This window comes from Labilithrix luteola, from assembly GCF_001263205.1.
GTDB lineage: Bacteria > Myxococcota_A > Polyangia > Polyangiales > Polyangiaceae > Labilithrix > Labilithrix luteola.
Map to the genome: position 1 here is coordinate 11,392,975 of NZ_CP012333.1, position 22,918 is coordinate 11,415,892.

Annotated in this window: 17 protein-coding genes and 1 pseudogene; 12 read left to right on the forward strand and 6 right to left on the reverse strand. The window is 67.2% G+C overall.

What is annotated here, in order from left to right:
- Window positions 1–37 precede the first annotated feature (37 nt).
- Entirely contained in the window at window positions 38–1,000 is a 963-nt protein-coding gene (locus AKJ09_RS49060) for an EamA family transporter (protein WP_146654768.1), read from the reverse strand.
- 146 nt (window positions 1,001–1,146) lie between these two features.
- On the opposite strand from AKJ09_RS49060, the gene AKJ09_RS49065 reads away from it, so the two are divergent.
- Both AKJ09_RS49065 and serA read left to right on the forward strand, forming a co-directional pair.
- Window positions 1,147–2,607, forward strand: a complete 1,461-nt coding sequence (locus AKJ09_RS49065) for an aminotransferase-like domain-containing protein (protein WP_146654769.1) — start codon at window positions 1,147–1,149, stop codon at window positions 2,605–2,607.
- A 39-nt stretch (window positions 2,608–2,646) separates the two neighbouring features.
- On the forward strand, window positions 2,647–3,879 hold the full coding sequence (gene serA / locus AKJ09_RS49070) for a phosphoglycerate dehydrogenase (protein ID WP_146654770.1): 1,233 nt from the start codon (window positions 2,647–2,649) through the stop codon (window positions 3,877–3,879).
- Between the two features lie 3 nt (window positions 3,880–3,882).
- Here serA and AKJ09_RS49075 read toward each other — a convergent pair whose 3' ends face one another.
- Genes AKJ09_RS49075 through AKJ09_RS49085 form a run of 3 tightly spaced genes read right to left on the reverse strand, consistent with a single transcriptional unit; the run spans window position 3,883 to window position 8,189 of the window.
- Window positions 3,883–4,866, reverse strand: coding sequence for a tetratricopeptide repeat protein (locus tag AKJ09_RS49075; RefSeq protein ID WP_146654771.1), 984 nt, complete (start codon window positions 4,864–4,866; stop codon window positions 3,883–3,885).
- 28 nt (window positions 4,867–4,894) lie between these two features.
- Window positions 4,895–7,300: a hypothetical protein gene (locus tag AKJ09_RS49080; RefSeq protein WP_169928595.1), complete on the reverse strand. Its 2,406-nt coding sequence runs from the start codon at window positions 7,298–7,300 to the stop codon at window positions 4,895–4,897.
- Window positions 7,301–7,349: 49 nt separating this feature from the next.
- Entirely contained in the window at window positions 7,350–8,189 is an 840-nt protein-coding gene (locus tag AKJ09_RS49085) for a hypothetical protein (protein ID WP_146654773.1), read from the reverse strand.
- A gap of 171 nt (window positions 8,190–8,360) precedes the next feature.
- On the opposite strand from AKJ09_RS49085, the gene AKJ09_RS49090 reads away from it, so the two are divergent.
- The 8 genes and pseudogenes from AKJ09_RS49090 to AKJ09_RS49120 all read left to right on the forward strand — a co-directional run bounded on the left by AKJ09_RS49090 (window position 8,361) and on the right by AKJ09_RS49120 (window position 18,809).
- Window positions 8,361–9,698: a GAF domain-containing sensor histidine kinase gene (locus tag AKJ09_RS49090; RefSeq protein WP_146654774.1), complete on the forward strand. Its 1,338-nt coding sequence runs from the start codon at window positions 8,361–8,363 to the stop codon at window positions 9,696–9,698.
- A 165-nt stretch (window positions 9,699–9,863) separates the two neighbouring features.
- Window positions 9,864–10,646, forward strand: a complete 783-nt coding sequence (locus AKJ09_RS49095; RefSeq protein WP_169928596.1) for a response regulator transcription factor — start codon at window positions 9,864–9,866, stop codon at window positions 10,644–10,646.
- A 170-nt stretch (window positions 10,647–10,816) separates the two neighbouring features.
- Window positions 10,817–11,623, forward strand: a pseudogene (locus tag AKJ09_RS56470) (Cof-type HAD-IIB family hydrolase); the annotation flags it as partial.
- Window positions 11,624–11,650: 27 nt separating this feature from the next.
- The gene (locus tag AKJ09_RS56475; RefSeq protein WP_420814297.1) at window positions 11,651–12,421 is read left to right on the forward strand and encodes a beta-phosphoglucomutase family hydrolase; all 771 of its coding nucleotides are present in this window, start codon (window positions 11,651–11,653) and stop codon (window positions 12,419–12,421) included.
- On the forward strand, window positions 12,418–14,772 hold the full coding sequence (locus AKJ09_RS49105; RefSeq protein WP_146654777.1) for a glycoside hydrolase family 65 protein: 2,355 nt from the start codon (window positions 12,418–12,420) through the stop codon (window positions 14,770–14,772). The genes AKJ09_RS56475 and AKJ09_RS49105 overlap by 4 nt, the downstream gene beginning before the upstream one ends.
- A gap of 80 nt (window positions 14,773–14,852) precedes the next feature.
- A complete protein-coding gene (locus AKJ09_RS49110) occupies window positions 14,853–15,713 on the forward strand; it encodes a hypothetical protein (protein ID WP_146654778.1) in 861 nt (286 codons plus the stop codon).
- Window positions 15,714–15,781: 68 nt separating this feature from the next.
- Window positions 15,782–16,345 (forward strand): expansin EXLX1 family cellulose-binding protein, encoded by a 564-nt coding sequence (locus AKJ09_RS49115; RefSeq protein ID WP_169928597.1) that lies wholly within the window; start codon window positions 15,782–15,784, stop codon window positions 16,343–16,345.
- 31 nt (window positions 16,346–16,376) lie between these two features.
- Window positions 16,377–18,809, forward strand: coding sequence for a DNA polymerase domain-containing protein (locus tag AKJ09_RS49120; protein WP_146654780.1), 2,433 nt, complete (start codon window positions 16,377–16,379; stop codon window positions 18,807–18,809).
- Here AKJ09_RS49120 and AKJ09_RS49125 read toward each other — a convergent pair.
- Window positions 18,776–20,029, reverse strand: a complete 1,254-nt coding sequence (locus AKJ09_RS49125) for a hypothetical protein (protein ID WP_146654781.1) — start codon at window positions 20,027–20,029, stop codon at window positions 18,776–18,778. The genes AKJ09_RS49120 and AKJ09_RS49125 overlap by 34 nt on opposite strands.
- A 71-nt stretch (window positions 20,030–20,100) precedes the next feature.
- Window positions 20,101–21,522 (reverse strand): FAD-binding oxidoreductase, encoded by a 1,422-nt coding sequence (locus AKJ09_RS49130; RefSeq protein ID WP_146654782.1) that lies wholly within the window; start codon window positions 21,520–21,522, stop codon window positions 20,101–20,103.
- Window positions 21,523–21,578: 56 nt separating this feature from the next.
- Between AKJ09_RS49130 and AKJ09_RS49135 the strand changes: the two genes are divergently transcribed.
- Both AKJ09_RS49135 and AKJ09_RS49140 read left to right on the forward strand, forming a co-directional pair.
- Complete coding sequence (locus AKJ09_RS49135; RefSeq protein ID WP_146654783.1) at window positions 21,579–21,947, forward strand: rhodanese-like domain-containing protein; 369 nt, start codon at window positions 21,579–21,581, stop codon at window positions 21,945–21,947.
- Between the two features lie 51 nt (window positions 21,948–21,998).
- Window positions 21,999–22,916, forward strand: a complete 918-nt coding sequence (locus AKJ09_RS49140; protein WP_146654784.1) for a hypothetical protein — start codon at window positions 21,999–22,001, stop codon at window positions 22,914–22,916.
- The last annotated feature ends 2 nt before the right edge of the window (window positions 22,917–22,918 follow it).

A 22,918-nucleotide genomic window follows, 5' to 3' on the forward strand; every position in this document is an offset into this window, starting at 1 on the left:
CGATCGACACAGTACTCAGCGGCAAGGCAAACGGAAGCTATTGTCGTAACAAGATCGCGCACATCACGCCCACCGCAATGAGTGCGGTCGAAGCGATTGTGCCCACGCCGAGCGGTTCGCCACCGATCAACGCACCGAGCAGCACGGCGACGATCGGATTGACGTATGCGAAGCTCATGGCGACCGCAGGACGCGCGTTCCGCAGAAGCCACGTGTACGCGGAGAAACCGACGAGCGACCCGAAGACGACCAGCCAGAGCCATGCGCCGATCGCACCGAAGCCGACGTGCGCGGGCACGCGCTCGTGCAGAACGAGGCTCGTCATGATCATCCAGAAGCCGCCCGCGATCATGTGGGCTGCCGAATGCGCGAGGCCCGCCGACGGTCCTTCGCGCCGAACGAGGAGCGAGCCGAGCGCGAAGGTGATCGGACCGAGGATGATGAGCAGGCCGCGAAGGCCGGCACCGGCGAGCGGCGTGCCGAGAGCGAGAACGATCACGCCACAGAGACCGAAGGCCATGCCGACGAGCTCACCGCGCTTCGGACGATCGCCACGCAACGCGCCGATCGCGGCGACGATGAGCGGGGTGGTCGCGCAGACGGCAGCCGCAATCGTCGACGGAAGCGACTGCTCGGCGACGACGATGAAGCCGTTGCCGCCGAGGAAGAGCAGCGCACCGATCGGAATCGCACGCGTCCACGTCTTGGCGGAGGGAAACGCCGCCCCGCGTGCCCGCGCAAACGCGAGAAGCGCACTACCCGCGCAGAGAAACCGCGAGCCCGCCATCATGAACGGCGGAATCTCACTCACCACGAATCGCATCGCGAGATACGTCGACCCCCAGAGCAGCCAAACGCAGACGAGCGCGAAGGCGAGCCGCGCGTCGATTCGGCGGACGATGCGCAGCGTCTTCGACGCCGGACTCGCGGCGACGTCGTGAAGGCTCGACAGGTCTATTGGCGTCGACGGCGGAGCGAGCTCGACCTGGGATGCGTTCATCGTAGGGCTGCAACGATGCCGCTCGGAGCCTCACCGGTACAGACTCACGCGAGCGGAATGTCGACCGGTACAGATTGCATCTGTTCCGATCCGTCTATCGCGATCTGTGCTGGTCGTGAGGAGGCATCCATCCGTACACTTTGGGTGTGACCCTCGCGAGAGCGACGACCGGGGAAGCTGAGCTTCCCTTCCTCTACGAACGCATCGCGGACGAGCTGCACGACCGAATCACGCGCGGCGTCCTGCGACCGGGGGATCGTCTACCGAGCGTTCGCCGCCTGAGCGAAGAGCGCGGCGTGAGCATTGCCACTGTCCTCGGCGCGTATTTGCTGCTGGAAGGACGCGGCGTTGCCGAAGCGCGACCGAAGTCCGGTTACTACGTTCGAGCTCGCCCTGCGCTCGAGCCTCCGGTTCCTCACGTACCTCGGCGGCACGTCGCGCCAGCTCGAGTGTCGCTCGGGAACACGAGCACGTTCGATCTCATCCGCGCGATGAAGGAGGAGCGTGGCGTGGTTCCGCTCGGCACGGCGTGGGTCGCCGCCGAGCTCTTGCCGCTGAAGAAGCTCAACGGCCTCCTCGCTGCTTGTGCTCGCGAGGGCGGAAGCCTCGGCGCGGCGTACGACGAGATTCGCGGCACGAGGCAGCTCCGAAGGCAGCTCGCACGACGAGCGGTCGGTTGGGGCACGCTCCTCGAAGAAGACGACTTCGTCACCACCATCGGCGCGACCGAAGCGCTCGACCTCGCCTTGCGCGCGGTGACGAAACACGGGGACGTCATCGCCGTCGAATCCCCCGCGTACTTCGGCCTGCTCCGACTCGTCGAGGGCAACGGTTTGCGCGCCATCGAAATCCCGAGCGACCCGCGAACCGGCCTCGACCTCGATGCTCTCGAAGACGCGCTTCGTGGGTCCCCCGTTCGCGCCGTGCTCGCGTCGCCGAACTTCTCGAATCCGCTCGGCACACGCATGTCCGACGAGCACAAGGCGCGCCTCGTGAAGATGCTCGCTCGCCGCGAGATCCCACTCATCGAAGACGACGTCTACGGCGACCTCGCCTTCGACGGCACGCGACCTCGCCCCGCCAAGGCCTTCGACGAAGAGGGCCTGGTGCTTCTCTGCGGCTCCATCTCCAAGACACTCGCCCCCGGCTATCGCGTCGGCTGGATCGCCGCCGGTCGCTTCCAGGACGCCGTCGAGAAGATGAAGCTCGCGCACACCGTGGCTTCACCCACGCCGACCCAGATGGCCGTCGCCGAGTACCTCGCGCAAGGCGGCTACGACCGGCACCTCAGGCGGCTCCGCCGCATCCTCGCGGCTCAGGCGGAACGCTATCGCGAGGCCATCGCCCGCCACTTTCCGGAGGGCACGCGCGTATCTCGACCGGAGGGTGGTTTCGTCGTCTGGGTGGAGATGCCGCAAGGCACGTCGGCGGTGGAGCTGCAGCGCCGGGCGCTCGAACGGGGCATTGCCATCGCTCCGGGTCCTATTTTTTCGGCCCGCCAACGCTTCGGCCACTGCGTACGGATCAGCACGGGTCATCCATGGAACGAACGGATCGAACGCGCCATCGGCGTTCTCGGGCGTCTCGCGAAAGAGCTCAAGGGCTAGCCCACAGCGAATGACGCATCGTGCTAAGGTCACGCCGCGATGAGTGACGCAACCTCGTTTCCGAAGAGCGAAATCAAGGTCCTGCTCCTGGAGAACATCCACCAGAGCGCAATCGACATCTTCGGCAACGAAGGCTTCAAGGTCGAAACCATCAGCAAGGCCCTGCCCGAAGACGAGCTCGTGAAGAAGCTCGAAGAGGGCGTCCACGTGCTCGGCATCCGCAGCAAGACGCGCGTGACGCGCCGCGCGCTCGAGGCCGGCAAGCGCCTCCTCTCGGTCGGCTGCTTCTGCATCGGCACCAACCAGGTCGATCTCGAGGGGGCCAAGGCGAGCGGCGTTCCCGTCTTCAACGCGCCGTTCAGCAACACGCGCAGCGTTGCGGAGCTCGTCATCTGCGAGATCGTCATGCTCGCCCGCCAGCTCGGCGACCGCTCGCGCGAGGTCCACGAGGGCAAGTGGCGCAAGGTGGCCACGAGCTCCTACGAGATCCGCGGCAAGACGCTCGGCATCATCGGCTACGGCCACATCGGTTCGCAGGTCGGCGTTCTCGCCGAGGCGATGGGCATGCGCGTCGTCTCGTACGACATCCGCGCGACCCTCCCGATGGGCAACAACAAGGCCGTCGACTCGCTCGACGCCCTCCTTCGCCAGAGCGACTTCGTCACGCTGCACGTCCCCGAGACGCCGCAGACGAAGAACATGATCGGCGAAGCCGAGCTCGCGAAGATGAAGGAGGGTGCGTACCTCCTCAACTTGAGCCGCGGCACCGTCGTCGACCTCGACGCACTCGCGCAGGCCATCAAATCGAAGCGCCTCGGCGGCGCCGCGCTCGACGTCTACCCCGAGGAGCCCGAGAGCAACTCGGACGGCTTCACGAGCATCGTGCGCGGCCTTCCGAACGTCGTGCTCACCCCGCACATCGGCGGCTCCACGCTCGAAGCGCAGGAGGCGATCGGGCGCGAGGTGGCGAACGTGCTCACGCGCTTCACGAACACCGGCGCCACCACGGGCGCGGTGAACTTCCCCGGCGTCGATCTGCCTCCGCTCGTGGGCGCGCACCGCGTGCTCAACGTGCACCGCAACGTCCCCGGCGTTCTTCGCGACATCAACCGCCTCGTGTCCGAGCGCAACGCGAACGTCATCGCCCAGCAGCTCGCGACCGATCCGACGATCGGCTACCTCGTCATGGATCTCGACAAGGAAGTGGCGAACGACGTGCGCCACGCCATCGCCGAGCTGAAGACGTCGATCAAGACGCGCATTCTCTACTGAAGCTCAGAACGCGAGCTTCACGTCGACCGTCGCACCACCGAGGCGCGGGCTCACCCAGGCCTGCGCTTTCGGCGCAGAGGTCGTGCGCGGGATGAAGGCGAGGCTCGCGAACGACACGACGCCGAGCCCGAGCCCGGCCAGGGTCCCGGCCCTGTACGTACGCTCGCGCGAGACGGCATCGAGGCCTGCGGACGTGCAGAAGCTCCGCTCGGGAATGCACTCCTCGTCGCGCGTCGTTCGCGCGCTCAGCCAACCGACGCCAGCCACCGTCGCTCCGATCAAGCTCACGGTGCCGACGGCGGTGGCCACGTAGCGGAGCGGGTGCGTTCGTCCGGACGATGCTGTGCCGTTCGGATCGCTCGGCACCATCATGACGCGCGCATCGGCAGCCGGCTGCGCCGAGGCTTGCGGCGCGCGCAACGACGGGATGTCGATCACCTTGTTTTCCCGCTCGTGGACGAGAATCTGTTCGCGATAGGGCGGAAACCCGGGCGCCTCGGCCTCGACGAAGTGGAAACCGGGATCGACACCGGTCACCACGTCCCACGCGGGCTTGCGGACGGGGCCGCCATCGAGGCGAACCTCGAGCCCATCTTCCTCCTGCGTGACGTGAATCGACACGTGCGGAATTCTCGGAGCGAGATCCGCGAGGTGCTTGCGGGCGATCGCCTCGCGATCCTTCCGACCGTCTTTCGTCGCAAGCGATAGCGATGCGTTGAGCTCGGTGTATGCCGTTGCGAGCCGACCTTCGGACTCGTGACAGATCGCGAGGTTCAAGAGCGTGCCTGCGCCGGGATCGAGCCGCTGACTCTCGGCCAGCTTGGGGCACGCCTCGGAGAAACGCCCCGCGTCCATCAGGGTGCGTCCCTCGTCGAAGAGCGATTGCGCGAGCATCTCGTCGTTCGTCGACTGCGCGTGCGCGGCGCTCGTCACGAGCGTAGCGAGCGCGGCGACAACGAGAACGGCTGCAGCGACGACCGACTTCACCGCGACGAGCTTACATCGCAACGCCACGTCAAAGGCGCTTTCCGAAGCCGAGCCCGAATGAGAACACGCCGGTGTCCTCGGTGCGCTCGCGGGTGGCCTGCCCAGCGACGCTCGTGGGGCCCGTCGAACGTTCGACCGCGCCGGACACCATCCATCCCTCGCGCGACAGCGGAAGAGCCGCGTCGACGCCGAACGTGTCGACGTCTCCCACCGGGCTGAATCCCCAAGCGGTGAGCAGAAGCACGGCGGGGCCGTTCAGGCGAAGCTCTCCACGCAGCGCGATCGGCGCGGCGAGACCGTACGTTCGGAGGTCGCCGATGCCGAGGGTTCGCGCGCGAGGGTCGACGCCTCCGAAGAGACCGAACCGCGGCGTTCGATAACCCGCGAGCACCGTGTAGTCGACGCCGAGGGCGTAGAGGAAGGAAGAATCGAGAGGACTGCGAGCGTCGTCGAGGGCCGGGCTCAGGCGCGTGCCGAACGCGACTTCACCGCGTAGCTGGTCGAACATCGTGGGGCCGAGGGGCGAGACGGCCCGCGAGAAGAGCGCGGTGCCGATGCGAAACGAAGCGCCGAGGCCGTTGCGCGACGGTGCAGGCACGCCGTTGCGAAGAGCCTCGCTCGAGCCGAGATACGTGACACCGATCCAGAAGTCTCCCTTCGGCCGGTACCCCTCTGAACCGTCACGCTCCTCGGTGGTCGCCGTATCGAGGGGCGTGCGAGCGAAGACGTTCCCTTCGCCTCGGAGCGCGAGGCCCGCCGTCATCGGTGCGGGCAGTGAGTTCCCCGCGAGAGCGTCGGCCGGATCGCTGTCCATACCGAGCCTGCGCGCGAAGAAGGCCTTGGCCTGCGGCGAAGCCTTGCCCTCGATGCGCGTGGCAACGGCAAAGGCATCTTCGGCGTCGAAGTCGCGCTTCTGCGTCTCCGCCGCGGACGCACGCACGAGCCACTGACGGGCGCGCTCGGCATCGACACGCACCTTGCCCGCGGCGATCCCCTCGGAGGCGCGCGCGAGCGCCGCTGCCTTCGCATCGGCGGCCAAGCCGCCCTCCTCTTTCGTTCCCGCGGGGCCGACCGTGACCTTGTGCACCTCCGAGGCCTGTCCTTCGAACGGCTGCAGCAGAACCTTCTCGTCGAACGCGAAACGCACGGTGCCGGAGACGGCATACGTGTACGTGGTCTCCGTGATCGTGTTCACGCCGGTTCGCGGAACCTGCCTCGTCTTCGTCACGTACTCCGTACGCGGAACCTGGCGCGTGCCGTACTGCGAGGTGCACGACGGGTAGCTCGACCCGTACGACGTGGTGCAACGCTGCCCTTGGTATTCACTCACGGTGTCGTAGACGGTCTTCGTCTCCGTGTACGATTCGGTGACGTAGTAGACGAACGTTTCGTGGCGCGTGGTCGTCGTTTCGTCGGGAGCGCACCGGCCCACGTCGAGCCTCGTGGCGACGAGTGCACCGGATCCTCCGCTGATGGCTGGCGCGAGCGACGACGACGCATCGGTACACGCCGGGGTGATCTCCAGCGCCCACTTCACGCGCGCCTTCCGATCGAGATCGTCGAGGGCCTCGCGACGCAGCTCGTGCGTGCGTCCGGTGACGCGCTCCATCCATCCGGTTCGCATCGCGAGTGCGCCGCCGTGACCACGTGCTTCGGCGACCGTCGCTTCGATCCGCGCCGTGATCCGTGCCGTGACGTCGTTGCGCTTCGCGCGGATTGGACTCTTCGGGTCGAGCGGCGCGGTGAGCGCGTAGGCCAGGGTCATCGCCGCTTCGAGGCGGGCCTTTCGTTCGAGCGATTCGACGTCGGGCCAGAGCGCATTCGCCGTCGCCTCCATGGCGCTCGCCAGATCACGCTCGAGCATGGTCGAGCCGCCCGTCCGATGGACGTCGAAGCGTGCGTTCGCGAGCGACTCGAACTTCGACAGCGATGCCGAGCTGGCCGCGAGCCTCGTCATCTGCGCGCGCGCCGCCGCTTCGGTTTCGTCACGCACGGCGGCGACGACACGAGCGCGGTCGGGAACGCGCGCGCCGCCCGTCTCGAGCACGATCGCATGGATGCTCGCCGCTTCTGCGTGACGCCCGGACCGCGCGAAGCCATCGGCGATACGCGCCATGTGCTCGAGCACGACGGAGCGATCGCGCGATGACAGGGCGGGGTCGCCGAGCAGCTTGCGATACGCAACCACCGCGTCGATGCCTCCACCAACGTGCTCGACGGCCGCCATTCGGTCGATCACCTCGCCGCGCTCGTGATCCGTGAGCCGGTCTTCGGCGAGGGCCTTCTCGTAGGCTCGCAGCGCCGCCTTGTCGTCGCCTCGCGCGTGCGCGGCATCGCCTTCGGCCACGTGCTTGCCGAGCGTTGGACCGCACGCCGGAAGCAGGGCAACCAGCGCCGATGCCGTCATCGCTCGAAGACCGCGAAGAGCGCTCACGGAGCTTCGAGCCACCGCGAGTCGCTTGGTCGCACGCAAAAGCATCGTTTCAGTGGCAAGAGCGAACTTCGGTGGCCCCGCTCGAGCACGTCCCCCGCACGTCGCTGGCCCAGCAGATGTGCACTTCCTCGGCGTCACCGCAGGTGGAGAGACCGCATGTGCAGCTGCCATCGTCCTTCTGGCAGCAATGTCCGTACACGGACGAACAGGCCGACTGCACCCGCACGCGGTCACCGGACGCGAAGATGTTCGTGAGGAGCCCGCACACGCAATTCGTGTCGTCGCCGTAGTCGACGCAGGCGGTCTCCGCGCAGCCGCACGACGTTCCTTTCGCCGGCCATCCCTTCTCCGCGCAGCAAACGCCGGCACTGCCCGCACGTACGACGCACGACACGGCCGACGACGCGTCGGTCGATTCTCCGCTTTCACATGCACAGGTCTTGGTTTCGTCGTTCCTCACACAGGTCACGGGCGCTCCCCCGTCTACGAGCGGGCTTCCTTCGTCAGCGCAGACGTTCGAGCACGAGGACTTCACACATACGGCAAGCAGTTTGGCCATGGAGGCCGACGCGTCGACGAGCGAAGAGCAGCCGCCTCCGCTCGCGCACGTGTCGAGCGAGGAAAGCGACGTTCGACAGCTCTCGTCTCCGCAACACGTGTCGACCACCATTCGACACGACGACGCGATGCATTCGCCGCATGCGTTCGTGGTCTCGCCCTGGAAGTGGCAGGTACCACCGAGATCGTCGGGCGTACACGCGGCGCCGGCTGCGAAGGCGACGCCGACGACGACCAGTCCGTACGCGGCGACGACTGTTGCGCGGCAGGCATCGCGCACGGCCACACGACCGTTCGTTCCTGACCGTGAGCCGAGAGACTGCCAGCGCATCAGCAGGGGTTCCCCGCCCGCCAAGGAACACCGCCCCACCGACTTTCGCAAGCGGAATGAACGATTCCGAGCGTTGCGGAACGTGGCACTGCGCGTTCACCGAGCGCGCAGTGCGTGCGGGCGCAAGGTTTCAGCGGCGCGTCCCGTCTGGCGCGGTATGGTGAGTGCGCCATGGGGAGCGCGAGGCGGGACACTTCCAGCGAGGCGACGAGCGAGGTGACGCTCGGGTCCATCGGGGGGTCGATCGGCGAGCGGTCGATCGGTGACAACGACAAGCCCTGGCCGTCGGCGGCCGCGATGCTCGCCGGTCTCCCCGCCTCTTCTCGTCTTGCCTCGCTCGAAGAGACCGGTCTCCTCGACACACCGTCGCTCGAGTCTCTGGACCGGGTGGTTCGTATCGGAAGTGCGGCCGTTCACGCGTGCGTCTCGCTCGTGTCACTCGTCGACGATCACCGCCAGTTCTTCACGAGCCAGCTCGGGTTGCCGGAGCCTTGGGCAAGCGCTCGGGAAACGCCGCTCAGTCATTCGTTCTGCCAGTACGTGGTGGTCTCGGAGATCCCGCTCGTCGTGAGCGACGCGCGCGTCCATCCCGTTCTCAAAGACAACCTCGCCATTCGCGATCTGCACGTCGTTGCCTACGCGGGCATGCCCATTCGCGCTGCGAGCGGTGAAGTCCTCGGCAGCTTCTGCGCAATCGACGACAAGCCGAAGATCTGGTCCGAGCGCGAGCTCATGATCCTCCAAGACCTCGCCAGCATCGTCAGCGCCGAGATCGAGCTTCGCCGCCGTGCACGCCGGGCCGAACGCTCCGAGGCCGAGCTCGCGGCGACGAACGCGCGACTCGAGAACGAGCAGGAAGCGTCGTGGGCACTGTCGCGGCGCATCGGCCACGATCTGCGTGCGCCGCTCAGCGTGATCCGCCTCGGCGTCTCGAGTCTTCTCACGCACGAAGCCGCACGAACTCTGCCCGAGCTCGAGCGACTCCTGGTGATGCTCGATCGCAATGCTCGGCACGCGGCGTCGCTCCTCGCCGCGATCGATGCAAGCGAGCAGAAAGGCGCCGGCGAGCGAGTCGAAGTATCGACGGTCCTCCGAGATACGTGCGCGGACTTCAGCGGGCAGAACGCCGGCGTATCGCTCACGGTCGACTGCCCCGAGTCGGAGCTCATCGTGGAGGCAAGCCCGAGCGACATGCGACGCTGCATCGAGAACCTCGTCTCGAACGCGCAGCGCTTCGCGTGGAAGCGCATCGTGGTGCGCGCCAAACGACACGGGAACGTGGTCGCGATTGCCGTCGAAGACGACGGCCCCGGCCTGCCCGACGACGCCGCCTACGAACGGGCATGGGAGACCTCGCGCCGCTTCCACGTGAACGAGGGCAAGTCGGGCAGCGGCCTCGGCCTCTCGATCGTACGTGAGATCGTCGAACGTTGCGGAGGGCGCGTCGAAGCGAAGTCGTCGCCGCTCGGCGGAGCCTGCTTCGGCTTCTCACTGCCTGCTGCGTGCTGACGTCCCGAGGGCCCTGACGCGCCCGCCGGCCCCGCGGGCAACCTTCGGAGATCCGACGGTTGTACGGCGGGAGCCGCGGAAATTCCCTCGTGTAGCGTGGACCTCTTCCGCATCCCCCGCATTCGCGGGATGTCGGGCGGCGCGCCTGGTTGCGACGATGTTGCAATGGACGACGGCTCAATCTCCCTTCCCCGCGTTCGTGGAGTCGTTCGGCTCCTTGGTGACGTCCGAGACATCGGCGTTGGAACCGAGGGCGCTCGTCAGCACCTCGTGACGGAACTCTGTCAAAAGCTCGATGCCATGGCGGGCGCCGCCGTGCTCGGTGGACCAGGTGGCATCGTCGACGCCACCGTCGTGACCGTGGCAGCGAATCGGATCATCGCCACGCGCGATCCGAGCGAAGCCGGCGACCGATCGCCCCCCATCGCTCGAACACTCCTCGAGCGACTGACTCTCGAGCTCCGTACCGCAGGAATCGATGATGTCCGACTTACCATCTCGACCATCGTGGCGAGCAATGAGCTGCGCTCGACGGGTGACCTCGAACGCTACGGCACGCCCTTCGAGCTGCTCTGCACGGTGAATCCGCGCGGCCATCGAGGCATCGTCGAAGGAACCGGGTTCGTACGACCTGCAGGGCATCCCTTCACGGACGAAGACCGCAGCGTACTCCGGCTCGTCATCTTGGAGAGCGCCGCGCTCTTCGAAGACCAAGCCGAGATCACGCTCGCCCCGCGCGTCGAGGCCACGCTCGAGTGCTTGCTCACGGGGGCGTCGGACAAGGCGATCGCCGAGCAGCTCCAAATCAGCCACCACACCGTCCGCCAGTACGTGAAGATCATCTTTCGTTCGTTCGGCGTCTCGAGCCGTTCGCAGCTCATCGCCCAGGTGCTGTCGCGAGGCCGGAAGGCGCCCACTCCGCCTGCCCGCGGCTCGCGAGGCGACTGAGGTCGCGGCGGGCGCGACATGAGATCAAAAGGCTCGCTCGGAAGCACCGCCTGACGGGCGATTCTCGCCGGGCACGAAGCGTGCAGGCTCCCATCGATGGGCAGACGCGAACGCTGGACGTCGAACGTCACTCCAGTGGTCGAGCTCTTGCCGCGACGGAGGAGACGAGCATGGCGAAGGATCCGAAGACCCCCGCGACGAGCTCGACTTTGTCGCGCATCAAACTCGTCGTCAGCGACGTCGACGGCACGTTGGTCACGAGCAACGGGAACCTCACGACCGACGCCATCGAAGCTGCCGGCCGACTCGAGATTGCCGGCATCCGACTCGCGCTCGTGAGCGACCGACCACCGCGCGGCCTCGCGATGCTCACGGGCCCGCTCGGGCTCGACACCCCCGTTGCGGCGTTCGACGGCGCGATGATCCTCACGCCTGACCTCGCGACCGTCCTCGAGCAGCACACGTTACCCACGGCGGTTCTGGTCGAGGCCGTCGACCTCCTGCGCCGAGCAGGCGTCGACATCTGGGTCTACCGCGGCACGGATTGGTTCGTCTCCGATCTGCACGGCCCGCGCATCGCGGAGGAGCAACGCCTCGTCCAGTTCGCGCCGACCAGGGTGTCGGACTTCGCGAGTGTGCTCGACGGCGCGGTCAAGCTCGTGGGGGTCAGCGACGACGACGCGAAGGTGAAGCGCTGCGAAGCCGAGCTTCGCGGCCTGCTCGGAGACGATGCCGTGGTGGCGTGCTCCAAGCGCCACTTCGTCGACGTGGTTCCACCGGACGTCCACAAGGGAACGGCGCTCCGAACCATCGCGGTGAGGCTCGGCGTCCCGCTCGATCACGTCGCCGCGGTTGGCGACGCACCGATCGACGTACTGATGTTTGCCCTGGCCGGCACGAGCATCGCCATGGGCAACGCCTCTCCCGACGTACGCCGCTGCGCACGCTGGGTCACGTTGGCGAACGACGACGGTGGATTTGCCGACGCGGTGAACCACGTCGTCCTGCACGAGGGGGCGAGCGAACCGACGAAGCTCGGGTTGCCCTCCCACACCGCGGCCTGCCTCTTCGATCTCGACGGCGTGCTCACGCAGACGGCGAAGGTGCATGCAGCGGCCTGGAAGCAAGCGTTCGACGAGTATCTGAAGACCCTCGCCGAACGCTCGGGTGAGCCCCTCGTGCCGTTCGATGCCGTCGAAGACTACGACAAGTACGTGGACGGTAAACCGCGCATCGACGGAACGCGTTCCTTCCTCGCCTCGCGCTCGATTCGACTGCCCGAAGGGACCGAGGACGATCCTCCGTCGGCCGAGACCGTGCACGGCCTCTCGAATCGAAAGAACGAGCTCGTCCTCCAACTGCTCGAACACGGGCACGTCAACGCCTACCCGGGCTCGCTTCGCTATCTCCATGCCGTGCGCGAGGCAGGCATTCCGACGGCGGTGGTGTCGTCGAGCAAGAACTGCAAGCAAGTCCTCGCGTCCGCCGGCATCTCCGATTTGTTCGACGTGTGCATCGACGGCAACGTGGCCGAGGAGACCCACCTCGCCGGCAAGCCCGCCCCCGACACCTTTCTCGCGGCGGCGCGAGCCCTGACGGTCGACCCCGCGCATGCCGTGGTGTTCGAAGACGCGCTGGCCGGGGTGGGCGCGGGGCGCGCCGGCCACTTCGGCTACGTGGTGGGCGTCGATCGCGTGGGGCAAGCGGCCGATCTCATCCGCCATGGCGCCGACGTCGTCGTGGGTGACCTCGGAGCGCTCTTGGAGGCACCGTGATCGAACATTCGGCATTCGTCGTCGCCCCGTGGACGCTCTGCGAAACGGACCTCCACCTCGACATCCTGGCGCAGACCGAGTCTATCTTCGCTCTGTCGAACGGACACATCGGCGTGCGAGGGAATCTCGACGAAGGCGAGCCTCATGGATTGCCTGGCACGTACCTGAACGGCGTCTACGAGCTGCACCCGCTCCCCTACGCGGAGATCAGCTACGGGTTGCCCGAATCCGGCCAGACCGTCGTCAACGTGACGAACGGCAAGATCATCCGCCTGCTCGTCGACGACGAGCCCTTCGACGTACGGTACGGAGAGCTTCACTCCCACGAGCGCATCCTCGATCTCCGCGCCGGGACGCTCCGGCGCACGGCGGAGTGGACGTCGCCGGCGCATCGCCGGGTTCGGGTGACGTCGACGCGCCTCGTCTCCTTCACCCACCGCTCGATCCTCGCCATCCTCTACGAGGTCGAGCCACTCGACGGACCGGCCACGCTCGTCGTGCAATCGGAGCTCGTCACGAACGAGCAGCTGCCTGCTCACACCGGCGATCCGCGCGTCGCCGTGGCGCTCGAGTCCGTCTTCGAGAGCGAGGCGAACATTTGCCGAGGCAAGACCTCGCTCCTCGTCCACAAGACCCGCCAGAGCGGGCTCCGCGTAGCTACGGCGATGACGCACGCCATCGAAGGCTCCGACAAGCTGCACACGTTTGGAGAGACCTCCGACGACATCGCGCGCTTCGTGGCCACCGAGAAGCTCCGTCCGGGTCAGAAGCTCCGCCTGGTGAAGTTCGTCGCGTACGGCTGGTCGCTCGAACGCACGCTCCCCTCGATGCGCGATCAGGTGTTGGCCGCTCTCGTGACCGCGAGCGACACCGGATGGGAAGGGCTCGTTGCCGAGCAACGTGCTTATCTCGACGACTTCTGGGCTCGCGCCGACGTCGAGGTCGAGGGCGATACCCAGCTCCAGCAAGCCGTCCGCTTCGGGCTGTTCTCCGTGCTCTCGGCAGGTGCTCGCGCCGAGACGCGCGCGATCCCCGCCAAGGGGCTCACCGGCGACGGCTACAGCGGTCATTGCTTCTGGGACACGGAGATGTACGTGCTGCCCGTTCTCACGTACACGATCCCCGAGGCCGCGGCGGACGCGCTTCGATGGCGCCACTCGACGCTTCCCATCGCGAGGCGACGAGCGAAAGATCTAGGGCTCGCGGGAGCGGCGTTTCCGTGGCGCACGATCCACGGCGAGGAATGCTCCGGCTACTGGCCCGCCGGCACGGCGGCCTTCCACATCAACGCGGACATCGCCGACGCCGCACTCCGCTACGTCGCCGCGACGGAGGACGAGGCGTTCGAACGCAACACCGGGCTCGAGATCCTCGTGGAGACGGCGCGCTTGTGGCGCTCGCTCGGGCACTTCGACTTCCAGGGTAACTTCCGCATCGATGGCGTCACCGGCCCCGACGAATACAGCGCCGTTTCCGACAACAACGTGTTCACGAACCTGATGGCCCAGCGCAACATGCAGGGCGCCGCCGAGACGTGCGCGCGTCACGTCGACAAGGCACGCGAGCTCGGGGTGACCGCGGACGAGATGGCCAGCTGGCGCGCAGCGGCCTCCCGCGTGTTCGTACCCTTCGACGAGCGCCTCGGCGTTCACCCGCAAGCGGAGGGCTTCACCGAGCACGACCAATGGGACTTCGAGGCCACGCGGCCGGACCAATATCCGCTCTTGCTCCACTTCCCCTACTTCGACATCTACCGCAAACAGGTGGTCAAGCAGGCCGACCTGGTCCTGGCGATGGGCCTGTGTCCCACCGCCTTCACCCCCGAGCAGAAGCGACGCAACTTCGACTACTACGAACGCATCACGGTCCGCGACTCGTCGCTGTCCGCATGCGTCCAGGCCATTCTCGCCGCGGAGGCCGGGCACCTGCGCCTCGCCTTCGACTACGCCGCCGAGGCCGCACTGATCGACCTCGAGGATCGCAACCACAACGCGCGCGACGGTTTGCACGTGGCTTCGCTCGCCGGCGCGTGGCTGGCCTTCGTCTTCGGCTTCGGCGGCATGCGCACACACTGCAGCGTGCTCGAGTTCGCTCCGCGCCTTCCCGAGGGGCTCACCCGGATCGCCTTCTCGGTCACCCGGCGTAACCGCCGCTTGCACGTGACCTTCGACGCGCACGAGGCCACGTACACGCTCGAGGACCATCAGGGGTCCCTGAGGCTTGCGCATCACGGCGAGGAGTTCACACTGGAGGACGGCAAGCCCGTGAAGCGGGCCATCCCACCGGCGCCGATTCTCGAGCCTCCCACCCAGCCCTTCGGCCGCGCGCCGCAACGTCGCTCGCCGGGCTGACCTGCGAATCGCAGCGACATCGGGTTCGTCGCGTCGCCTGCCTCATTGCCGGACCAGGAGCCATTGCCCACGATCCATCGATGGCGACGGGCGTGGGCATTCTTCGCGCAGCGCTGTTCCTCGGACTGATCTCGGGGTGTGCGGGGCCGTCCGTGGCCGTCGGCAGCGGCTACTGCGCGCCTCCGCGTCGCGTGCCCTCCATCACGCCGGAGGAGATGCCTCCGAAAGGGAGCTCGCGCGAAGAGTTCACGGCTGCCCTGATCGGCCTTCGCAGCGAGCTCCACGAAGACGTTCACGACGACAAGTCGCGCCTCCTCGCCCTCGAACGCGTGCAAGTAGCAAGGCTTGCCATCGACGCGACCGCCGCCGAGCTCGATTGCGAGGCCAAACGCGCGGGGCAGGCCGCCGACCTCCTTGCGCATCACCAGCAGAACACGGTGCAGGTCCTGACCATCGCGTCCATCGCAGCCGCCACCGCGGCGGGCCTTGGGAGCGTCTTCGCGGCCACGACGAACAGCTCGGCATGGACGCAGAACGGCGTCTCCATCGGCGGAGCGGCCGTGACCGCAGGCTTTGGCGTCGCCTCACTCTACGTGCGACCGACCATTCGCTTCGAGCACCCCGACAATCTGCTCACCGACATCCTCCGTGGGCCCGCGCAGTCCGCGAGCTACCCGCCGGTCGTGTGGGGGTACCTCACGACGCCGGAATTCTCGAACGATCAACTCGACGCCATTCGCACGAAGCTCCTGCAACGTTGGCGTCACTACCAGCGCATGGAAGCGGATCCCGGCACCATCGCTTTGCTGTTCGGGCGGGGCGGCGACTACGACCTCGACACGCTCCGAGTCCGCGCGGCAATGCTCGAACAGGTCCGCTCGGAAGTGCTGCTCGCCGAGCAAGAAATCACCGTACTCGTCGCGCGTTTGCGCGAGCGCTGAACGTCTCAACACCCGATCACTGGACCGCCGCTCCGTGCGTATCGCTGGCCGCATGATAGATTCCAGCCGTGCGCGTCGCTTCCTCCCGGCTCTCTCTGCTCGCCGCTCTTTCGCTCGCTGCGTCTCTCGTCGTCTTCCAAGGATGCGGCGGCGACGAAAACACGCTCGAATCCGGCGCGCCCTCGCCTGACGGCGCCGAAACCTCGGAGACGCAAGAGACCGAACAAGACACGCCGGACGCCGGCAAGACGAGCAAGGATGCGGGCGACGCTTCGTCGAAACCGGACGGGTCGACCTCCACCAAGGACGCCGACACCGACTCGGCCCCCCCCGCGACCACGTACAGCGGGCAGGCCACGTACTACGACGCGAACGGCACGGGCGCGTGCGGGTTTCCCGCGTCCACCGACTACTACGTGGTCGCGATGAACAAGGCGCAGTACTCGAAGAGTATCTGCGGCCAGTGCATCCATGTGAAGGGCCCAAACGGCGAGGTCACGGTGCGAATCGTCGACCTGTGCCCGGGCTGCAGCTCGGGCGACCTCGACCTCAGCATGACCGCGTTCAAGAAGATCGCGCCGCTCAGCGCGGGTCGCGTGAACGTCAGCTGGTCGTTCGTCCCCTGCCCCTGAGCATCCAGATGCGCTAGGAACGCCATCGGAGATGGCGTCGCGCTCCCAAGACCAATGGCTGTGGGGCTGGGATCCCACGCCAGGCATCGTGTCGGTCTGGGCGGAGCTCGATGGCCGCGCGTGGGTGTGGCGGCGGCTGCCCGAGACACACGAGCTCGTCCGCGAGGATGTGCGGTTCCGTCCGTGGATCCTGCTCTCGTCGCTCGAAGATCTCCGGCACCTCGGCTCGCGCCTCAAACCCGCGCACGAAGCGGCCTTGCACGATCACGTTACCTACAAGGAGCTGTCCGGCCCCGGAGAGCTGCGATTCCTGGTGCGCGCCCGCGACGGTCGAGCCCTCGCCGACGCCGTCCTTCGCGGCGCATCGCGGCGCCTCGGACGACGCGTGGGCCACCTCCGCGAGCTCTCGTCGGACGACGTCCTCGTACTGCCGCCCGAGGAGCAGTACTTGATGGCAACCGGGCGCACGTATTTCCGCGACCTCGCCTTCGACGACCTGCGGCGTGCGCAGCTCGACCTCGAAACCACGGGGCTCGATCCCGAGCATGACCGCATCTTCCTCGTGGCGCTCCGCGGTCCGGACGGCGCCACCGAGGCCCTCGAGGCCTACGGCGACGACGACGAGGACGAGGCTGACCTCCTCCACCGCATGATGGCGCGCGTGCAGGAGCTCGATCCCGACGTCATCGAGAATCACAACCTCCACGGCTTCGACCTGCCGTTCATCGCACGTCGCGCCGAGCAGCTCGGCGTTCCGGTCACCCTCGCACGTACGGGCGGCCCGGGCCTGCGCAAACGACCGGCGTCGCGCGGATCGCAGGTCGGAGCCACTGACGGCACGCCCGCAGAGATCGCGCGCAAGCAGCGTTACACCATGCCGGGGCGTGAGCTCATCGACACGCTCGACGCGGTTCGCCGCCACGACTTCTCTGCGCGGGATCTGCCGGGTCACGGCCTCAAGGCGGTTGCACGGCATCTCGGACTGGCCAGCCCCGACCGCGAATACGTGCCCGGCTCGCGCATCTACGAGACGTTCCTCCGCGATCCCGATCGCGTTCGTCGCTACGCAGGGGACGACGTCACCGAAGCGGCAGGCGTCGCACGACTGCTTGGCGGCGCAGCCTTCGCGCTCGCACGCATGGCTCCACGTCGGTACGAACGCCTCGCCGATGCCGGCGCTGCCACGGGCGTCATCGACCCGCTGCTGATTCGCGCGTACCTGCGCGAAGGTGCGGCGCTGCCTGCCCACTCACGCAGCGAAGGAATCGAGCACACCGGTGCCGCCTTGCATCTCTTCGCGACCGGCGTCGCCAAGCGCATCGTCAAAGCGGACGTCGCGAGCCTTTATCCGTCGTTGATGTGCCAGTACCGCATCGGGCCCGGGCGTGATCGCCTCGGGGTGATGCTCGCCCTGGTCGAGCGCCTCGTCGATCAGCGGCTCGCCGCCAAAGCCAAGGCCAAGACGGCCCCCAAAGGCTCGGCGGAGCGCTACACGAACGAAGCGATCTCGGCGGCGATGAAGATCGTCGTCAACTCGGCCTATGGCTATCTCGGCGCGATAGGACTCACGCGCTTCGCCGACGTGGATGCGGCCAACGAGGTCACGCGCCAGGGGCGCGAAGTGCTCTCGCTCATGTGTCGCGAGCTCGCGCATCGCGGCGTCACGCTGCTCGAAGCCGACACCGACGGTGTCTACTTCTCCGTGTCCGAAAACTGGACCGAAGCGGACGAGCGACAGGTCGTCGGCGAGGTCGCATCGCTGCTCCCGCCTCGTGTCCAGCTCGAGTTCGAGGGCCGCTACTCGGCGATGCTCTCGCACGAGCCGAAAAACTATGCGCTGTTGCCCTACGGCGATCAGCCGCTCGTGCTCCGCGGCGTGGCGTTCCGCTCGAGTCGCGCCGAGCCCTTCGGCGAAGACTTCCTCCGTCGAGCGATCGCCGCGCTGCTCGTCGAGAACCTTCCGGCCGTGCGCGAAGCCTACGTCTCCACGGTGCTGGCCTTGCGAGCGCGCGCCGTCGCCACCATCGACGTCTCTTCACGCGTGCGCCTCACGAAGACGCCCGAGGAATACCAGGCCACACGCGCCCAGCGGAGAGAGCTTCCTTACGAGGCCATGCTCGGCAACGGGCTCGAGCGCTGGCGCGTCGGTCAGCGCGCTCGGGTGTACCGAGCGATGGGCGGGCGCGCGGGTCTCATCGCCGAGCCCGAAGAGGGGGCCGACGAAAAGGAATCGCACGATCCGCGCGACTACGACGTCGAAGAGTACGTGAGGCTGCTCCACGACACGTTCGCTGCCCGGCTCGCGCGCGCACTCACGCCCGAACAGTTCGCGACCATCTTCGCCGATCCCGAACAGCTCTCGCTCTTTCCTTCGTCGCTCGAGGTCTCGCGCCCGATCTTGACGGTGCTTCCGGACCCGCTGACAAGCGACTACCAGACTTCGGCCGAGAGCATGCGGCGATAGCCGAGCGCGTACGCCGTCTGCAAATTGCACCCCGAGCAGAAGAAGGTTCCGTCCGAAGGCTCGGCAAGACGCCCCTGCACCACGTGATGCAGAAGCCCGCTCGCGCAATGGTCCGGCGTGCACTCGCTCACCACGCAAGCGCTCCCCGACGCACATGGAGGCGTGCACGCTTCGGTGTGGACTTGCGCGAGGCACCAGGGGCCGCGCATCGCTTCGAGAGCATCGAAGACGCGGTCGGCCTCGTCGACGAAGCGCTGCTCGCCCGTGATCTCGAAGAGCAGCAGCAGCGCGAGCGCGAGGTAGTTCTGACTGGAGAGCGTGGCCACGTCGTGCGGGCCGACACCGAGCCCCGTGGCGGCGTAGGGTGAGGCGTAGCGAGCCGGCACGTCGCTCGTCTTGAGCGGCTGAATCGCGGCGTAGATCGCCCGCGCCTCGACGCGGTAGCCCTCGTCCTTCGTGAGCCGGAAGAGGCGCGCCTTCAGCATGAGCATCGCCACGTTCGGATAGAGATCGAGCGCTGCGTCGTCCGGCCCCGAGGCATAGGCGCGAACGACGCGGGCGCTCGGCGCGTCGGAGATCTCGGCGAAGGCGTGGTCGATGATCGACCGGTCGAGGGCCTTGGCGCGATCGCGCCGCTCGTCTCCGCGGTCGCCGCCGACGTAGAGCGCGTATTGCGCGTGCACGAGCGCAACGAGGGCGGTCACCGCGGTTGGCCCGTAGGTCTTGACCGCCCAGCTCTGGTCGGGGACGTCGAGGTAGTCGCCGAGCGCGGAGACGATGCCGTTCAAGCGATCGAGGAAGTCGTCGATGCGGGCGACGTCGGAGCGATCGCCGGAGGCAGAGACATGCTCGATGAGCCCGAGCGCGGCCATGACCTTCTCCTGAAGATCGCCGTCGAGAAAGCCCTGTTCGACGAGGAGCCGCGCGCGCGCGAGCGATGCGTCGAGCCGGGCGCGTTCGTCGTCGTCGAGCGTGCCTGCCGCCTGACGTCGCGCGAGGGTGGCGAGGCCGAAGAACGGTGCGTCACCGAGATCTTCGAGCCAGTCGCCGTCGCGAAACGAGAACCCGTGGGCATCGGCAGCAAGCTCATCGCGCAGCGCGGCATGGCGCGACGCGGGAGCGGTGGCGACCGGAAGCGTGACCTCGTCGTCCGAACAGGCGCCCACGCAAAGGATGCCGACGACGGAAAGCACGCCGACGAGACAGACCCGCGCGAGCACGTGCCAAGCGTACACCCCTGCCTGCCCTTCGCCAGTCTCCGAATGCTCGAGCTCGGGGCCCCCCGACGACGTCAGAGGTCGAGGATCTTGCCGGGATTGAGGATCCCGTTCGGATCGAGCGCGTGCTTCACGCTGCGCATGACCGCGATCTCGGCGGGGCTTCGCGAGTAGGAGAGGAACGGCTTCTTGAGGAGCCCGATGCCGTGCTCCGCCGAGATACTCCCCTGGTGGCGCTGCACGAGCGCGAACAGATCGCGATCGGCCTCCTTGGTGCTCGTGAAGAACGCGGCGCGGTCCATCGTCTCGGGCTTCATCACGTTGATGTGGAGATTGCCATCGCCCACGTGGCCGAACAGACAGATCTCCCACCCCGGGTAACGCTGCTCGAACACGTCGTCGAGCTCGGCACAGAACGGGTCGAGACCGGCGATGGGAAGCGCCACGTCGTTCTTGTGCGGGAGCCCGGTCGCGCTGAGGCTCTCGCTGATACCTTCGCGCAGCGCCCAGAGCTCGCGTGCCTGCGAGCCGTGCTGCGCGAGCGTGCCGTCGACGGCAAAGCCGGACTCGAACACGTGCGAGACCCACGGCTCGATGCGCTCGAAGAGGCGCGCGCCGTCGGACTCCGCGTGTCCCTCGCCTTCGACTTCGACGAGCACGTAGTACTCGCACGCCTGCCCGAGCGGCGCTCGAAGCTTGCGGTGGGAGAGCACGCGATCGAGGCACTTCTGCGAAAAGAACTCGTACGCCGCCAGTGTGAACGGACCTGTGCGCGCCTCGCGGAACAAGCGGAGGACGGACGCGACGTCGGGCACACCGAAGAGCATGACCTGCGTGGCTCCCGGGAGGCGCGTCAGCTTCAGCGTGGCGGCGGTGACGATGCCGAGCGTCCCTTCGCTTCCGATGAACAGCTGGCGAAGGTCGAGGCCCGTGTTGTTCTTCTCGAGCGCGCCGCCGATCTCGAGGCGCTCTCCCGATGCGAGCACCACTTCGAGGCCGAGCACCCACTGGCGCGTGAGGCCATAGCGAATCACTTTCACGCCGCCGGCGTTGGTGGCGATGTTGCCGCCGACCGTGCTCGAACCTTTCGACGCGAAGTCCACCGGCCAGGTCAGGCCGTGAGGCGCGCAGTGTTCGTGCACGGCTTCGGTAATCGCACCGGCTTCCACGCGGACGGTCGCGCCGAGCCGATCGACCTCGTCCATCTTGCGCATGCGCGAGAGCGAAAGGACGACCTCACCGTTCGCGGCGACAGCCCCTGCGGCCAGGCCCGTACGACCGCCGGAGGGCACGACCGAGACGCGCGACTCGTTGCAGAGCACGAGAAGGCGCGACACTTCGTCGACGTTCCGAGGAAACGCGATCGCGCTCGGGGCAGGCGCAAGCACGCGGGTCCAATCGCGACCGTATTCGGTGAGCTCCGAAGGCTCCTCCGAGAGAAAGTCGGCAGGAAAGTCGCTGAGGATCCTCTGACGCAGCGCGGGGTCGAGGGACATGGTCAGCCAGGCGTACCCCGCTCCCCGCAGAACTGCAATTGGGGTAAAGACGGCCCATGGACCACTCCCCGCGCTTTCTCAAGCTGTGCGACGAGATTCGAGCCAACGTGAAAGAGGTCACGACCGACGAGATCGCAGCCCGCCTCGCCAAGGGTGATCCGTTCGCCCTCGTCGACGTGCGGGAGGAAAGCGAGTTCGCCGCCGGTCGCATCAAGGGTGCGCGCCACCTCGGCAAAGGTGTCATCGAACGCGACATCGAAAAGGCGTACCCGGATACGTCGACGGAGATCGTTCTCTACTGCGGCGGCGGTTTTCGCTCGGCGATCGCAGCGGAAACGCTAGGTCGCATGGGCTACACGAACGTGTCGTCCATGGCCGGCGGCATCCGTGAGTGGAAGGGTAAGAGCCTGCCGCTGGAGAGTTGATCCGAACCCGACTTGCGCGGGGTCCGGTTCGGTCGTCACATTGAAGGGGGGATGACCGCGGATCTGTACCGCGACGCGTGGGTCGGCATTCGGGCGAGGCTCGCCGAGCTCTCCGTCCGGGTGCGTGAGCGTGAGGCCGAGGTCACCGAGGATTTTTGGGAGAGCCTCGAGCCGAACGTGCGCGGCGAACTCGGGGCGATGCGCGAGGCGTTGGAGATCGTCTACGCGGAGAGCGCATCGCCTGCGAGCTTCGAGTTCGAGCAGCTCGCCCGCGCCGAGCAGCTCCTCGCAAACTATCTCGAGGAGCTCGAGCGCCTCATCCGGCAGCTGCCCGCCGTCGAGGCCGAGTGGTGTGCCCTTCCGGACGAGGTTCCGGATCCACCTTCGGGTCGCGACTCGTGGACGCTCTACCTCCCGACGGATGAAGAGATGAGCGAGCTCGTCCGCAGCTTCACCACGACCGTGCGCGAACGCGATCGCACGGCGGACATCATCACCGACAACCGGCGCTCCTGCCTTGCGCGCTTCCATGACCGAGGAGCCCCCTTCACGCTCCGCGCAACGGCCCACACGAATGGGAAAGGCCAGATCATCGAAGTCGGCATGTGGCTGATGACGAGCGTGCCGCGCGCCATGCCCAAGCTCGTCGTGAGACACGAAACGCTCGCGCTCTCGTTTGGCAAGGCGATCGGCCTCAAGCACGAGGTCGAGGTCGGCGAGCCGTCGTTCGACGGCCTCTTCCTCATTCAGGCCGCGAAGGAGACGGTGACGCGCCTGCTCGTTCCGAGCATCCGCACTTTGCTGATGACGCTCGCGCGCTTCGACGTGCCGACGCTCGAGATCGACCCTCGCGCACGCACCGCATCGCTGCAATGGCGGTTCGAGCCGTCGTCCGTTGCGCTCGACGCGGCCGTGCGCGTGCTCGCGAACATCCGCGAAGCACGCGCCGAGGTACGATTCAAAAAATGAGC

What these genes read in the sequence shown, in the direction of transcription:
- AKJ09_RS49130 (WP_146654782.1), bottom strand. Translation starts at nt 21,522, where the DNA reads ATGTCCCTCGACCCCGCGCTGCGTCAGAGGATCCTCAGCGACTTTCCT.
- AKJ09_RS49110 (WP_146654778.1), top strand. Translation starts at nt 14,853, where the DNA reads ATGGCGACGGGCGTGGGCATTCTTCGCGCAGCGCTGTTCCTCGGACTG.
- serA (WP_146654770.1), top strand. Translation starts at nt 2,647, where the DNA reads ATGAGTGACGCAACCTCGTTTCCGAAGAGCGAAATCAAGGTCCTGCTC.
- AKJ09_RS49060 (WP_146654768.1), bottom strand. Translation starts at nt 1,000, where the DNA reads ATGAACGCATCCCAGGTCGAGCTCGCTCCGCCGTCGACGCCAATAGAC.
- AKJ09_RS49085 (WP_146654773.1), bottom strand. Translation starts at nt 8,189, where the DNA reads ATGCGCTGGCAGTCTCTCGGCTCACGGTCAGGAACGAACGGTCGTGTG.
- AKJ09_RS49120 (WP_146654780.1), top strand. Translation starts at nt 16,377, where the DNA reads ATGGCGTCGCGCTCCCAAGACCAATGGCTGTGGGGCTGGGATCCCACG.
- AKJ09_RS49090 (WP_146654774.1), top strand. Translation starts at nt 8,361, where the DNA reads ATGGGGAGCGCGAGGCGGGACACTTCCAGCGAGGCGACGAGCGAGGTG.
- AKJ09_RS49095 (WP_169928596.1), top strand. Translation starts at nt 9,864, where the DNA reads ATGGACGACGGCTCAATCTCCCTTCCCCGCGTTCGTGGAGTCGTTCGG.
- AKJ09_RS49135 (WP_146654783.1), top strand. Translation starts at nt 21,579, where the DNA reads ATGGACCACTCCCCGCGCTTTCTCAAGCTGTGCGACGAGATTCGAGCC.
- AKJ09_RS49140 (WP_146654784.1), top strand. Translation starts at nt 21,999, where the DNA reads ATGACCGCGGATCTGTACCGCGACGCGTGGGTCGGCATTCGGGCGAGG.